Genomic DNA, 15,621 nt, shown 5'->3' with positions numbered 1-15,621 from the left:
AGGGTGAATGCGGCCCCGTCCTGCTTTGCCTGCGCGAGACATCACCCGAAGCTCGGGAGTGTTGTAGGCGCGTAATAGATGCGATCTAGCGCGCCGGCGTGGAATCCGCCCTGGTTTCTTCGGCATTGACCGCTGCCTGCCTGTTTTCATCCCACTGCCAGCCGCCCCCCAGATTCTTGATCAGCGCGACGCTGCCTTGCGTCAACAGCGACTGACTATCCTTGAGCGATTGCTCGGCCTGCAACAAGGTGAGCTGCTGCGTCAGCACGTTTTCCTCGCTTGCCGTGCCGGCCAGCAATTGCGCGCGTTCGCTGGCAAACAACTGCTGGTTACGCTGGTAAATGTTGTCGAAAGCCTGCGTCTGCTGCTGGAGATGATTGATCGATGACAGACTGTCCTCGACATTCTGAAACGCCGTCAGCACAGCACCGCGATAGGCGGCCACATCCTCGTCATAGGTCGCGCGTGCTTCGCGCACCGCCGCGCTGCGTGCGCCGCCGTCGGAGATCGTCGCGGCAAGATCGGGGCCCAGCGTCCAGACGCGGCTCGGCAACGAGAACAGATGCGCGAACATGTTGTGCTCGAATCCCCCCTGCGCGGTGAGATCGAGCACCGGGAAGAAGGCGGCCTCGGCCGCACCGATTTTTGCGTTCGCCGACGCGGCGGTGCGTTCGGCGCTGACCACGTCGTAGCGCCGCTCGAGCAGTTGCGACGGCAAGGCGAGCGGTACCGGCGGATTGGCGAAGACGTAGTCGAGCTTCGGCGGCACGGAGAAGCCGGCCGGCGGCTGGCCGACCAACACCGCAATCGCATGTTCGTCCTGTTCGCGCGACGTTTCGGTACTTTGCAGATCGGCCACCACGACCTCTAACGTGTCCTGCGCGCTCAGCACTTCGTCGTTCGATGCGGTGCCCTGCAGGAACGCAGCGCGCGTGATGTCCAGAATGCGTTCATCGACGCTTTGCTGCTGCTTGAGCGATGCGATATCCAGATCGGCCTGGCGCAGCGCAAAGTAGTCGGTCGCGACGCTCGCGGCGATCGAGAGGCGTTCGCCGGCCAGTTGGGCATCGCTTGCCTGCGCGCTCGCTTTGGCCGACTCGATCTCGCGGCGGATTTCGCCCCAGAGGTCAGGCTCCCAGCTTGCCGTCGCGGTCGCGCTGACCGAGTTGCGCACGCCCGCCGCTGTGCTGCCGGTCGTGTTGCTGATGCCGCTGCTGGCCGCCGCGGGACCGGTGCCGCTGCGCTTGGCGGACAGGCCGGCCGTGACGACCGGAAAGAGGCTCGCGCGGTTGGCGTCGACGGTGGCCTGCGCGAGCCGGTAGGCTGCCTCTGCCGCGGCGATCGACTGATTGGCGTTGAGCGACTGCCCGATCAGTTGCGTGAGCGTGTCATCCTGATACATGCGCCACCAGGTGCTCGAGAGCGACGCTTGCGGATCGGCCTGTGCGCGTTGCCAGTTCACGCCTTCCTTGAAAGTCGCCGGGATCGCCACGGTCGGCTTGCTGTAATCCGGGCCGACGGCGCAGCCCGCGATAGACAGCGAGGCAAGCGCGATGCAGGCACCGCGGCGGGCACGTTGCGTGAGGCGCGTGCGGTGCGAAGAGGGAACCGGAGACGTAACTGAAGACGCAATCGAATGCGTAACCGAACACGTCGCCAAACACGTCGCCGAATACGTCACGGAACCCATCAGCTCAAACAATGGCCTCGTCTTCATGATCGTGCGTCCTTCTTGTGGCGCCGCATGCGCCGATGGACCCGGTCGAGCCACAGATAGATGACCGGCGTCGTATAGAGCGTGAGCATCTGGCTGAAAAGCAGGCCGCCGATAATCGAAATGCCGAGCGGCTTGCGGAACTCGGAGCCGTAGCCCGAACCGAACACGAGCGGCATCGCGCCGAGGATCGCCGCGCTGGTGGTCATCATGATCGGACGGAAGCGGATCAGGCAGGCGCGCGTGATGGCCTGTTTCGCCGGCAAATTGGACTGGCGTTCCTCGGTAATGGCGAAGTCGATCATGATGATCGCGTTCTTCTTGACGATACCGATCAGCAGGATCACGCCGACCAGCGCGATGATCGACAACTCGGTATTCGTCACGAGTAGCGCGATCAACGCGCCGACCCCCGCCGAGGGCAGGGTGGAGAGGATCGTCAGCGGGTGGATCAGGTTCTCGTAGAGCATGCCGAGCACGATATACACCGTCATCAAGGCGGCCATGATCAGGATCGGTTCGTCCGCCACGGCTTCCTGAAACACCTGCGCGGTGCCCGCGAAACTGCCGACGATGCTGGCCGGCATGCGCAACTGGGCGACGGCTTCGTCGACCTGCTGGGTGGCCTGGCCGATCGACGCACCCGGGGCGAGATTGAACGACGCGGTGACCGCGGGAAAGGTGCCCTGGTGATTGATCGAGATCGCAGTCCTGCCGATCGAGAAATGCGCGATCGCCGACAGCGGCACCAGGGCGTTGCCGTTCGACAGGACCGCCGTCGAAGGCGTGACCGTCTGGCTGCCGGGGCCGGACACGGCCGCCGCGCTCGCTGCGGCAGCGGCCGCCGCAGCGGCGCTCGCCGATGTCGCGACACTCGGCGCATTCGTCGTGCCGCCGCCGGTCGAACCTCCACTCGACGTGGCCGGCGCACCGGCCGGCACATAGATGCCCTTCAGCGCCGCGGGATCGGTCCAGTACTCGGGCGCGAATTCCATCACCACGTGATACTGGTTGGCGGACTTGTAGATGGTCGAGACCTGGCGCTGGCCGAAGGCGTCGTACAGGCCCTGGTCGATCGAATCGAAGTTCACGCCGAGGCGCGAGGCCGCGTCGCGATTCACTTCAATGCTCGCCTGCATGCTGTTGTCCTGCTGGTCGGTATTGATGTCCTCCAGCGTTGACAGCTTATGCATGGCGGCGACCACGGCGGGCACCCACTTGTCGAGGTCGGTCTGCTCGTCGGCGGTCATGGTGAACTGGTATTGCGCGCCGCTTTGCCGTCCGCCCACTGTAATGTCCTGGGCCGATTGCAGATACAGTCGCGCGCCGGGAATATCGCCCAGCGTGCGGCGCACCTGGGCGATCACCTGGTCGGCCGTCGCCTTGCGCGTGCCGAGCGGTTTGAGCGTGACGAACAGAAAGCCGGTATTGATCGCATTGGAGCCGCCCATGAAACCGCCCACCGCCTGGACATTCTGATTCCTCAGCACCAGTTGATTGATCTTGAGGAATTTCTGCTGCATGGCGTGATACGAAATGCTTTGCGAGGCCTGTATCTGACCGATCAATCGGCCTGTGTCTTCCTGCGGGAAAAATCCCTTGGGGACGACGATATACAGCAGCACGTTGAACGCCAGGACCAGAATCGTGACGATCCCCATCAATACCGGATGGCGGATCACCCAGCCGAGCGTGCGGCCGTAGAAGCGGTGAAAGCGCGAGTCGGGGTACTCGTGCTCCGCATGAGCGGCGCCGCTGCTGCGCAACGCAATGCTCGAGAGCATCGGCGTGACGGTGAGCGAGATCAGCATCGACATGATGATCGCCACCGAAAGCGACACCGAAAACTCGCGAAACAGCCGCCCGACGATGCCGCCCATCAGCAGCAGCGGAATGAACACCGCGATCAGCGAGACGCTGATCGTCAGCACCGTGAAGCCGACTTCGCGCGCGCCGTTCAGCGCGGCCAGCATCGGCGGCTCGCCGCGCTCCAGGTGGCGCATGATGTTTTCGACCACCACGATCGCGTCGTCCACCACGAAACCGGTCGAGATGGTCAGCGCCATGAGCGACAAGTTGTTCAGGCTGAAGCCGAGAAAGTACATCACACCGAAGGTGCCGAGCAGTGAAAGCGGCACGACAATGGCCGGCACGAGCGTGGTGCGCCAGTTGCGAAAGAACGCGAAGGTCACGGCGGTGACCAGCAGCACGGAGATCGCCAGCGTGATTTCCACTTCCAGCAGCGAGGCGCGGATGGTCGTCGTGCGATCCATCAGGATGTTCAGCTTGATGGTCGGCAGGATCGACGCTTCCAGAAACGGTAGCGCGGCCTTCACATTGTCGACCGCCTCGATGACATTCGCACCCGGCTGCTTGTAGACGATCAGCAGCACGGCGGGCTTGCCGTTCGATAGGCCGAAGTTCTCCAGATTCTCGACGTCCTGACGCACGTAACCCAGATCGGAGATGTGCACCACGTCGTTACCGCTCTGTTTGACGATCAGCGGCGCGTAGTCCGGTGCGTTGTACAGCATATCGTTGGCGCCGATGGTGTACTTGACGCCGCCCACCGCCGTCGAGCCCTTCGCCCGGTCGACGTTCGAAGTGACGATGGCCGCGCGGATCTGTTCGAGACTGATGCCGTAGTGATTCACGCGATCCGGATTCAGTTCGATCCGCACCGCCGGCAGGGCGCCGCCGCCCACCCTGACGTCGCCGACCCCGGGTGTTTGCAGCAGCTTCTGTTGCAGCACGGTGGAGGCCGCATCGTAGAGCTGCCCACGGGTCGCCGAATCCGACGTCAGGCTGACGATCAGGATCGGCGCGTCGGCGGGATTCACCTTGCGATAGGTCGGATTGCCGTCGAGGTTTGCCGGCAGGTTGGTGTGCGCCGCGTTGATGGCGGCCTGCACGTCACGCGCCGCGCCGTCGATATTGCGGTTCAGGTCGAACTGAATCGTGATGCGGGTCGCGCCGAGCGAGCTCACCGAGGTCATCTGCGTGATGCCGGCGATCTGCCCAAACTGGCGTTCGAGCGGCGTGGCGACGGAGGTGGCAACCGTGTTCGGATCGGCGCCGGGCAGCGTCGCCTCCACGCTGATGGTCGGGAAATCCACTTCAGGCAGCGGCGCAACCGGCAGCAGCTTGAACGCGAGCGCACCGAATAGCGCGATGCCGGTCGCCATCAGCGTGGTGGCGACCGGGCGCTGGATGAACGGTTCGGAGAGGTTCATCGCGCGTTACTCCGCGGTGGCCGGTTTGCGCTTGCTGAAGCGGTCTTCGACGCGATGCATGGCGAGATACATGACCGGCGTGGAGAACAGCGTCAGCAATTGACTGATCACGAGGCCGCCTATGATCGCGAAGCCGAGCGGATGCCGCAGTTCCGAACCCATGCCGGTGCCGAACGCGAGCGGCACGGCGCCGAACATCGACGCCATGGTGGTCATCAGGATTGGACGGAAGCGCAGTTCGGCGGCGCGGCGAATCGCGTCGACGGCGGGCAGTTTTTCATTGCGCTCCAGTTCGAGCGCGAAGTCGATCATCATGATCGCGTTCTTCATCACAATGCCGATCAGCAACACGATGCCGATCAGCCCGATGATGTCGAACTGCGTGCCGGTGATGACCAGCGCCAGCAGGGCACCGAGCGCCGCGGAGGGCAGCGTCGAGAGGATCGTGACCGGATGGATGAAGCTTTCGTACAGCACGCCGAGCATCAGATACACCACGATGATGGCGGCCGCCACCAGAAACGCCTCGTTGGAGAGCGATGACTGGAAGGTCGCCGCTGTCCCTTCCAGCGAGGCTTGCACGGTGAGCGGCAGGCCGATCTGCTTCTCGATGTCGGCGAGTCGCGATACCGCGGTGCCGAGGGTGTAGCCGGGTTGCAGATTGAACGAGACGTCCGCGTACGGGAATTGCCCCTGGCGGTTGATCGTCACGGGTGCATGAATCACTTTCATCGTTGCCATGCTGGCGAGCGGCGCGACACCGCCTGACGACGTGTCGACGTAGAGGCCGGAGAGCAGGTCGGACAGATCGCCGGTGGTTTTATCCGCCACCAGCACGACGTGATACTGGTTGAGCTGCGTATAGATGGTCGAAACCTGGCGCTGGCCGAAGGCGTCGTACAGCACGTCGTCGATGGCTTGCGGCGTGACGCCGAGACGCGAGGCGGTGGCGCGGTCGAATGTCAACTGGATCTGGTTGCCCTGCTGCAGTGCCTGGCTTTGCACGTCGGCAAACGCCGGGTTTTGCCGGAGCGCGGCGATCAGCTTGCCGGTCCATTGATCGAGCACCACCGGATCGGTGGCCTGCAGACCGACGCGGTAGCTGGTGGTCGAGATCATGTCGTCGAGCGTCAGATCCTGCACGGGATGCAGGAACAGCCGCATGCCGGCGAGACTGCCGGTGGCGTCCGCGAGGCGCCGGATCACCGCGGCGCTGCTATCGCGATCGCCTTTGTCCTTCAGGTTGATCAGCACGGTGCCCTGGTTGAGCGTGGGGCTGGTCTGATTGATGCCGACAAACGAAGACAGACTTGCCACTGCCGGGTCTTTCAGCAGATCGCCGACCAGTTGCTGCTGCTTCTGGACCATGTATGGGAACGAGATGGTCGGCGCGGCTTGCGAGATGCCTTCGATCAGACCGGTGTCCTGTTCCGGGAAGAAACCCTTGGGCATCAGGACCAGGATGAGGAAGGTCAGGGCCGCCGTGAGCGCCACGGACAGCAGCGTCAGCCCGCGATGCGCCAGCACCCAGCCGAGTGCCTGCCCGTAGCGGCGATTCACGCGATCGAAGAAATCGACGCGATGTTCCGCCTCATGCTCCTTGAACATGCGCGAGCACATCATCGGCGTGAGGGTCAGCGAGACGATTGCCGAGATCACGATTGCAATGGCGAGCGTCAGCGCGAATTCGCGAAACAGCCGGCCCACCACGTCGGCCATGAAGAGCAGCGGGATCATCACCGCGATCAGCGAAACCGACAGCGAAATGATCGTGAAACCGATCTGCTTCGAGCCCTTCAAGGCGGCCTCTAGCGGCTTGTCGCCCGCCTCGATATAGCGCGTGATGTTCTCGATCATCACAATGGCGTCGTCCACGACGAAACCCGTCGCGATGGTGAGCGACATCAGCGTCAGATTGTTCAGCGAGAAGCCGAGCCCATAAGCGACCGCCAGTGTGCCGATCAACGACAGCGGCACCGTCACGGCGGGAATCACCGTCGCCGCCACTTTGCGCAGGAAGATAAAAATCACCATCACGACCAGCGCGACGGCCACCCCGAGTTCGTACTCGACGTCGGTAACCGAGGCGCGGATGGTTTGCGTGCGGTCGGTCAACACGTCGACTTGCAGCGTGCCGGGCAAGCTCGCGCGCAATTGCGGCAGCAGCCGCTGCACGCGGTCCACCACGTCGATCACGTTGGCGCCGGGTTGGCGCTGGATATTGAGCACGATCGAGGGCGTGGTGTTGGTCCACGCGGCCTGCTGGACATCTTCGGCGGCCTCGACCGATTTCGCGACCTGCGCAAGGCGAATCGGCGCGCCGTTCTTGTAGGCGAGGATGACATCGGGGTACTGATCGGCCGTCTGCAACTGGTCGTTCGCGCCGATTGAATACGCCTGGTATTTGCCGTCCAGATTGCCTTTCGCCTGATTGACATTGGCGTTGCCGAGCGCAGTGCGTACGTCGTCGAGCGAGAGACCCAAGGAATTGAGCGCACCCGAATTGGCTTCGATACGCACCGCCGGCCGCTGACCTCCGCTGATCGTCACGAGGCCGACGCCGGAGATCTGCGAGATCTGCTGCGCGAGGCGGGTATCGGCGAGGTCCTCGATTTTGGTGAGCGGTAGCACGTTCGAGGTGAGCGACAGGGTGAGGACCGGTGCGTCCGCTGGATTCACCTTGCTATAGACCGGCGGGTAGGGCAGGTTGGCCGGCAGATAGCTGGCGGACGCGTTGATGGCCGCTTGCACTTCCTGTTCGGCGACGTCGAGGGAGAGCGAGAGATCGAACTCGAGCGTAATGATCGAGACGCCGTTCGAACTCGTCGAGTTCATGGTTTTCAGTCCCGCCATTTCGCCGAGCTGGACTTCGAGCGGCGCGGTGATCGACGAGCTGACCACATCGGGGCTTGCCCCTGGATACTGCGTATAGACCTGGATCGTCGGGTAGTCGACCTCCGGCAGCGCGGAGACCGGCAACAGGTGGTAACCGAGCAGGCCGGCGAGCAGCACGGCGATCATCAGCAGCGAGGTCGCGATTGGCCGCTCGATGAAAGGGCGGGAAATGTTCATGGAGGCCGCCCGCTAATTGGACGTGACCCTGGACGCGGCCGCAGCGGACGAGGCTGGGGAAGCCGAGGCGGCCGAAGCCGCGGATGCGCGCGCCGGCGCCGCCGCCACCACGCGCACCACGGAGCCGTTGTCGAGCTTGTCGGCGCCGTCGGTCACCACCTGCTCGCCGGCCTTGACGCCGCCGTCGAGAATCGCCGTGTTGTCGCCGCTGACCGGGCCGGCCTTCACATTGCGCAGCGCGACCTTGCCGCCTGCGCCGACCACGAATACAAAGTCGCCGTTGGTGCCGTGCTGGATCGCCGCCGTGGGGATCACGGGAATCTGATTTAACGTGTCCGCCTGCATGCGCGCGTTCACGAACTGATTCGGAAACAACGCGTCGCCGGACTGCGGGAACTCAGCCTTGACCTTGATCGTGCCGGTGGCGGTGTCCACCTGGTTGTCGACGGCGAGCAAGCTGCCTTGCGCCAGCAGGGTCTTCTTGTCGCGGTCATAGGCGAGTACCGCGACGGCACCGCGCGACATCGCCTGACGGATCTGGCCGAGATAGTCTTCGGGCACCGCATACACCACGGTGGCCGGCTGCAACTGCGTGATGACCGCGACGCCGGTGGTGCTGGCGGTCGTCACGTAGTTGCCCGGATCGACGAGGCGCAAACCCACCACGCCGTCCACGGGTGAGGTGATCGTGCAATAGCTCACCTGTACCTGCAGATTCTTCACATTGCCGGTATCGGAGACGACCGTACCCTGATCTTCATTGACGGTCGCCACCTGGGTATCGAGCGTCTGCTGGGTGATCGAGCCGATCTTGATCAACTGACGGTAGCGTTGCAGGTCGAGTTGCGCATTGGCGAGCGCGGCCTTGTCATGGGTTAGCGTGCCTTGCGCCTGCACGAGCTGCGCCTCCAGTGCGCGCGAATCGATGCGCGCGATCACCTGGCCTCGATGGACGAACTGGCCTTCCTTGAAGTCGACCGAATCGAGTATGCCGTTGACCTGGGTGATCACCGTCACGGTTCGCGTCGGCGTCACGGTGCCGAGTGAATCGATGTAAACGGGCACGTCGGCCAGTCTGGCGGCGACGGCCGACACAGGCGTGCCGCGCGGCGTCGCCGGTGCTTTTTGCACGGGATGCCGGAAGTGAAAAAACCAGACCGCCGCTACAGCCAGCAACACGATCACTACGGCGGCGGTCCAGTTCAGTTGGTGTCTTTTCATGCGCGCCTCGTTCGCGAAAGCGGGGGTGTGCCGCCATCGAGAGGCTGCATGCCAGGATTTGCAACGACTATGCCAAGTGAGTGGCCCCGATGCGCCGGGGCTGGTGCGCGCGAGATAGGTCGGGTTGTCGTGATTTGTGACGGGCACTGTCGCAAATCACGACAACCCGGCACGACAATCCGGCGCGCGCTTTCATCGGACCTGCGCGTCGCGTCAGCGCGACGGCTGCGGCGGCGCGGGCTGCCGGCCGGTGTCATGCCGGTCCGGTTCAGCCTGGCATACCATTCGCATCAGATCGTCTTGTCGATGTGCAACGCCCGAACACACCAGGACCCTCATGTTTCGATCGTTACGCGGCCGTCTTATCGTGCTGCTCGTGCTGCTGGTGGTCGCCGCAGGCGCGACGGCCACCTTGATGATCGGGCTGTTCCATCAGTCGGCTGCGGCGCGGGTCGGCCAGGCGGCGGCTGAGAACAGCCGCGCCTGCGAATCGATTGCCGCGGCGTACCGCCTGCATGGCGCCGAACTGGCGGGGTTCTCGTCCGCACCTGACAATGCCGCCGAGCGCGCCCGCCTGACCGCGCTTGTGCAAGGCGCGCTGCGCAACCGGCCGGGCGTGCAAGGCGGCATCTGGCAGGGCGACATGGGCTCGGTGGCCTACGCCTTTCCGACCTACGAGGGCGCCACCGCACGCACCGATCCGCCCGGCGGCGAGCTGCCGCGCATCCGCGCCACCAATGCCGCCGCGTCGAGCAGCGACCGCGCGGCCAGCAACCGTTACGGCGTGCTCTCCGGAACCCTGCTGATCGCGGCATGTCCGCTACCGGGGCCGGTCCCCCACCTGAGCGCCTGGACGATGACGTGGACCTTCACCTTTGCGGGCAGCAGCTACTATCAGATGATGGCGGGGCAAGCCGTGCTGCTCGTCACGGTGCTGGTTGCCGCGGCCTTGTTGACGCACCTGACCATGACCTGGTCGCGCCACGTCTCGCAGATCGAGGCGGCGCTCAATACGTACGACGTCGCCGATATGCCGGAGCTGCCGGCCACGCGCGAACGCGAGCTGGATCGCATCGTGCTGGCGTTGAACGAGGCCGGGCGCCGGCTCTCCGCTGCGCGGCTGCGGGGCGACCAACTCGCGCGGCAGATGGCGACCGCCGAGCGGCTAGCCGCGATCGGCCGGGTCGCGGCCGGGGTTGCGCATGAGATCCGCAACCCCATCGCGGCGATGCGTCTGAAAGCCGAGAGTGCGGTGGCCGGAGGGGCCGAGCGTCAGCCCCAGGCGTTGCGCGTGATCCTCGGCGAGATCGAGCGGCTCGACGCGCTGGTGCGCCGGCTGCTGAGCATTACTGAACATGACGAACCCAAGCGTGAGCGGATCGACGTCAGCGCGTTTCTTGACGCGTGTATTGCGCAGCATACTGAGCGTGCGGCAGCGAAGCAGGTGACGATTGCCTGCACGGCCGACCCCGAGGAGGCGCGTTTCGATCCGGACCAGCTTCAGCGCGCGATGGATAATCTGATTCTGAACGCGATCAATGCGGCGCCGGAAGGCAGCCGGATCGACGTCGCGGCGGTGCACCGCACGGATGCGCTAGTCTTATCCGTGCACGATCGAGGCGTGGGCCCGCCCGAGGCCATTCGGGATCATCTCTTCGAGCCGTTCGTGACCGGGAGGCCGGATGGAACGGGTCTGGGTTTGTCGATTGTGCGTGAAGTGGCAGAAGCGCACGGCGGCTCGGCGCGTTTTATATTGACGGACAACGGAACCTCTTTCGAGATTATCTTGCCATGGCCCACATCCTGATCGTCGACGACGACGCGACCATGCGCGATGCACTCGCCGAAGTGGTCATCGACCTGGGCCATAGCGCGTGCATGGCCGCCAACGGCATGCTGGCGCTCGAGCTGCTCGACACCGAGGCCGTCAACGCCATGATCCTCGACTTGCGCATGCCCGGCATCGACGGGCTCGAGGTGCTGCGCCGCATGCGCGAGCGCGACGGTGCGCCCCCGGTGACCGTGTTGACGGCCCACGCGACGGCGTCCAATACGATCGAAGCCATGCGTCTGGGCGCTTTCGATCATCTGACCAAGCCGATTGGCCGCGCCGATCTTGCCCAGGTGCTGCAGCGCATGCTAGCCAGCGTCGAGGAGTCCGGCGGTGGGGTTTGCGCTGAGGAACCCGAGGCGCTGATCGGTTCGAGCGAGGCGATGCGCACCGTGCAGAAAACGATCGGTGTGCTCGCCGATAGCGACGCCACGGTATTGGTCACGGGCGACACGGGAACCGGCAAAGAGGTGGTTGCGCGCGCGATTCACGAGCACGGGCAGCGCAATCGCGGGCCGTTCGTCGCCGTCAATTGCGCGGCGATTCCCGCCGATCTGCTGGAAAGCGAACTCTTTGGCCATGTTCGTGGCGCATTCACCGGCGCGAGCGCCGATCGGCAAGGGGCGTTTCGCCAGGCTGAATGCGGCACCCTGTTTCTCGACGAGATCGGCGATATGGACATTGCCATGCAGGCGAAGATCCTGCGCGCGTTGCAGGAACGCGTGGTCGTACCGGTCGGTGGAAAGCCGGTGCCGGTCAACGTGCGCGTGATCGCGGCGACCCACCGCGATCTCATCCGCAGTGTGCATGACGGCACGTTTCGCGAGGATCTCTTCTACCGGCTGCATGTGGTGCCCATCCACTTGCCGCCGCTGTCCGAACGGATTGCCGACATCGTGCCGCTCGCCGAGTATTTTCTGAATCGCGCGACGGCGGGTAAGCGCCTTTCCGCCGACGCGGCCGCGCATCTGATTCGCTATGGCTGGCCCGGCAATGCGCGCGAGCTCAAGAATGCGATGGAGCGGGCCGCGGTGATGGTGCGCGGCGAATACATTCACGCGACCGACCTGACGTTCCTCGACGATGCGCGCTCGCGGCAGGACCCCGTGGTCGACTGGCCGGACGAAGACCTGCCCTCGGCACTCGCACGGCTCGAGGAAATGCTGATTCGCCGCGCGTTAAAACATAGCGGCAACAACCGCACCGACGCCGCACGTCGGCTCAATGTAAACCGGCAACTGCTTTACGCAAAGCTCAAGCGCTATGGGATCGAGGTGGCCGACGCTCCACACGAGGGCAAGGACGGTATTGAAGGCAGCGAGCGTAGTGAAGGCGAGGTGTAGTCACAGCGAACGGCTCGCCAAACGTTTGCGCCGTTGCCGCTATTGGTCTGACGATTTATCAGGTTAAAGATTTGCGTTTTGCATGTCGTTATCAAGCCCATAAGTCGGGACCATCGCACATACCCGTGCCTTACGAAGGCGCGGGATGCACGAGGCAATAGCTCTTCGGGGGAATGAATCTTGAATCAACAACGATCGCCATGGTCGCGCGCAGCGGCTCCGGGCGAAGTCATCTATTCGGAAGGCTTCGCAGGCGACGCCGTCATCTACGTGATCGCAGACGGCAAAGTCGAAATCTCCACCCAATGCGACGAAAAGAAAGTCATCCTCGCCACCCTCGGCAAGGGCGAGTTTTTTGGCGAAGCGTCGTTGTTGCCGGCCGAACCACGAGCGCATACCGCGAAAGCCCTTAGCTTCTGTCAATTGACCGTCATTGCAGCCAAGGTCGTGGAAGAGGAGCTCGAGCGCGTGTCGCCGCTGCTGCGCCATATCGTGCGCACCATGATTCGACGCGTGAAGAAGAAGGACGATGTCCTTGCCACCAATACGCATGCTGATTTTCTGCCAGGTGTTCTCTCGTACGCGCATGTTCTGTCGCTGATGGCGGGGACCGAGAGCGCAGACCGGCTGGACGGACGCGCGCGCCGCGCTCAAGGGGAGGAGTGCTCGGTGCCTCTGCCGGAAGTCATCAAGAAGTGCCATGCGATTGCCGGCCATTCCCGTCCGCATGTGATGGCGATGCTCAAGCGCATGGAGAAACTCAACCTCGTGACGCTCGAACCGGGCCGCTCCGATCGCGTGAGCACCGTGTCGGCGCGCTATTCGGCGCAGGACGGCGCAACCGGCCGGCAGCTCGTGACTTTCGATCCTGTGCGGATCACGGAACGGGCTCAGCAGGTGGCGGACCACGATCTCGATGTTTCAATCAACAGTGAACTGGAGCTGATCGAGCTGGCCGACCTGGAAGCCCTGATCGGTGTCGAGAAGAATCTGATTCTCAACAAGCTCTCGCATGCGGAAATCGCCGAAGACATCTTCGCGTTTCGCAAGACCAAGGTATTGAACTACGTCGAGGAAAAGGGCATCACGTATTTTTCCCGGCGCAATCCCCGTGGCACGAGCGAGCTGAAGTCGCTGGACGATCTGGAGTTTGTCGACCAGCGAACCCTGTTCGAAGCCGTGAGCGCTTTCGACACCTATGACCTCGCGAAATTGCTTGCCGCCGTGACGGGCGAGCCGGTCGCCGATCGTTTGTTCTCGGTGATGACCGAGGCGCGCAAGAAGGAGGTGTCGTGGGTCATGCGGCGTGAAATCAAGATCGATCCGCTCGAGGTTGCCGAGATCGAGGAGCGATTCATCGAGACCGTACGCGCGATCAAATCCCCGGCAGCCAATGCTGCGCCGCTTTCCAATGTGAATGCCTGACACCTGGTGGTCGGACAACGGGCCGCGTTCAGGTCCGCTCCGATGACCAGAGCGGCCGTTCGAGAGGATATATGGATCTTTTGACGCTATTCGGCGCCCTGTTCGGCGTGACGGCCATCGTGGCCGGCTTTTCGCTCGAAGGTGGGCATTTCACCTCACTGTTTCAGCTGGAGGCGTTTGTCATCGTGGTGGGCGGCACCTTCGGCGCGGTGATGATCCAGAACACGTGGGCCAGGTTTTATGACGGCTTGAAACAGTTGCGCCTCGCTTTTGTGAAAGCGCGGCAGGTCGACCGGGAAAGCTTGTCGGTCCTGCTCGAGTGGGGCGATCAGGCGAAGGTGAGCGGCATGCTCGTGTTCGAATCGATCGAGGCGGGCGGCATCAATCCGTTTGCCAAACGAGGTTTGGAACTGCTGGCCAACGGCGTGTCGACTGCCGTGCTCGAAGACGCCTTGCAGCGGGAACTGGATGCCTATGAGCGCAATCACATGGCGGCCGCGCGGATCTGGCAGCAGGCCGGTGGCTATGCGCCGACGTTCGGCATCCTCGGAGCGGTGCTCGGCCTGATTCAGGTCACCGGCCATATGCTCGAGCCGGCGCAACTCGGGCAAGGGATTGCCGTTGCTTTTGTGGCCACGCTGTACGGTCTCGCATTGGCGAACCTGGTGTTTCTGCCGTTGTACGGAAAGATCCGGGCGCAGGTGGATAGCGAATTGCGTTTCAGGCGTTTATACCTCGATGGCCTGCTTGCGATATCGCGCAAGGAGTCGCCCCACACGATCGAAACCCGGCTCGCGGGCGACATCCGGGAAAGATCGGCTGAGTTGCTCGGCTAACCGGTCTCGAAGCGGGTCTCGAAGCCGGTCTCGACCGGTTGGCTAAAACTCGCCAGGCGCCCATTCAAACGCAATTCGGAAGCAGACGTTTCGACCATGAACACTTCTTCGGGTAACCGGCGCCTCGCCGCAAACAAAACCGGCTATCAGCACCACGATGACGGCAGCGACGGCGATGATGAGGCGCAGTCCGGGCGCTGGTTGATTTCCTATGCGGACCTCGTCACCACGCTGATGGTGTTGTTCCTTGCGCTTTATGTGCTGCAGTTGGCGAAAAACCGGGAGCTCGAAATAAAGATGCTCGAGCGCCATGAGATGAAAACGGAGTCGGCCGCCGGCAGCGCTCACACACCGGTCGCCGTGCCTGGCGCGCCGGATGCCGCAAGGCGGCAGCTACTTTCATTGCTGGCGCCGCTGCAGGATAACCGGCAGATTACGATTTCAAATGCCTCGCAGGGCGTGGAAATCGCCATCAACGCGAAGGTGCTCTTCAACTCGGGCGACGCGCATTTGTTGCCGGAATCTTCTGGGGTGTTGGAGCAGATCGCCGGGGTGCTGCGCGACCGGTCAAAGAACAACATCCTCGTCGAGGGACACACGGACAGTGTGCCGATATCGACCGCGAAATACGAATCCAACTGGGAGCTGTCGTCGGCGCGAGCCGGTGCTGTGGTTCGATTCTTCGCCGACAAAGGAATCGAACCTCACAGAATGGCCGCCATCGGCAGGGCGGACAATTTCCCCCTGATCATCGGCGACGATGCGGCAGCGCGCGCCGCGAATCGCCGCGTCACCATCCTCGTGGAATATTGAGTGACAAGATCCGTGAACGCATGGCGAATCGCGCCATGCCGGTCGCTACGTGTTTATACCGAGAACCTGCGCACCAAACGGTACTTGCGCGCCGCGGAACAGGCTGCGAAGATCGCGCTAAAGCCGCACTTTC

Annotated in this window: 9 protein-coding genes; 5 read left to right on the top strand and 4 right to left on the bottom strand. The window is 63.4% G+C overall.

The window, feature by feature from the left end:
- Positions 1-85 precede the first annotated feature (85 nt).
- From GNZ12_RS04815 to GNZ12_RS04800, 4 genes are read right to left on the bottom strand one after another with little or no spacing between them, the layout of a single operon-like run.
- Positions 86-1,717 (bottom strand): efflux transporter outer membrane subunit, encoded by a 1,632-nt coding sequence (locus tag GNZ12_RS04815; RefSeq protein WP_235993605.1) that lies wholly within the window; start codon positions 1,715-1,717, stop codon positions 86-88.
- Positions 1,714-4,947, bottom strand: coding sequence for an efflux RND transporter permease subunit (locus GNZ12_RS04810; protein WP_172309271.1), 3,234 nt, complete (start codon positions 4,945-4,947; stop codon positions 1,714-1,716). The genes GNZ12_RS04815 and GNZ12_RS04810 overlap by 4 nt, the downstream gene beginning before the upstream one ends.
- A 6-nt stretch (positions 4,948-4,953) precedes the next feature.
- Positions 4,954-8,019, bottom strand: coding sequence for an efflux RND transporter permease subunit (locus GNZ12_RS04805; RefSeq protein WP_172309270.1), 3,066 nt, complete (start codon positions 8,017-8,019; stop codon positions 4,954-4,956).
- A 12-nt stretch (positions 8,020-8,031) separates the two neighbouring features.
- A complete protein-coding gene (locus tag GNZ12_RS04800) occupies positions 8,032-9,240 on the bottom strand; it encodes an efflux RND transporter periplasmic adaptor subunit (protein ID WP_172309269.1) in 1,209 nt (402 codons plus the stop codon).
- 367 nt (positions 9,241-9,607) lie between these two features.
- On the opposite strand from GNZ12_RS04800, the gene GNZ12_RS04795 reads away from it, so the two are divergent.
- The 5 genes from GNZ12_RS04795 (at position 9,608) to GNZ12_RS04775 (ending at position 15,488) form a co-directional block, all read left to right on the top strand.
- Positions 9,608-11,047 carry an ATP-binding protein gene (locus GNZ12_RS04795; RefSeq protein WP_216673095.1) on the top strand — a complete coding sequence of 480 codons (1,440 nt, stop codon included), beginning with the start codon at positions 9,608-9,610 and terminating at the stop codon, positions 11,045-11,047.
- Positions 11,032-12,414 carry a sigma-54-dependent transcriptional regulator gene (locus tag GNZ12_RS04790; protein WP_172309267.1) on the top strand — a complete coding sequence of 461 codons (1,383 nt, stop codon included), beginning with the start codon at positions 11,032-11,034 and terminating at the stop codon, positions 12,412-12,414. Before GNZ12_RS04795 ends, GNZ12_RS04790 begins: the two co-directional genes overlap by 16 nt.
- Before the next feature lie 180 nt (positions 12,415-12,594).
- Positions 12,595-13,839, top strand: coding sequence for a Crp/Fnr family transcriptional regulator (locus GNZ12_RS04785; RefSeq protein WP_172309266.1), 1,245 nt, complete (start codon positions 12,595-12,597; stop codon positions 13,837-13,839).
- Positions 13,840-13,910: 71 nt separating this feature from the next.
- A complete protein-coding gene (locus tag GNZ12_RS04780) occupies positions 13,911-14,675 on the top strand; it encodes a flagellar motor protein (protein ID WP_172309265.1) in 765 nt (254 codons plus the stop codon).
- A gap of 96 nt (positions 14,676-14,771) precedes the next feature.
- Complete coding sequence (locus GNZ12_RS04775) at positions 14,772-15,488, top strand: OmpA family protein (protein WP_172309264.1); 717 nt, start codon at positions 14,772-14,774, stop codon at positions 15,486-15,488.
- Positions 15,489-15,621 lie beyond the last annotated feature (133 nt).

Source organism: Paraburkholderia solitsugae, assembly GCF_013177695.1.
Classification (GTDB): domain Bacteria; phylum Pseudomonadota; class Gammaproteobacteria; order Burkholderiales; family Burkholderiaceae; genus Paraburkholderia; species Paraburkholderia solitsugae.
This window is presented reverse-complemented; position numbering and strand designations above follow the sequence as displayed.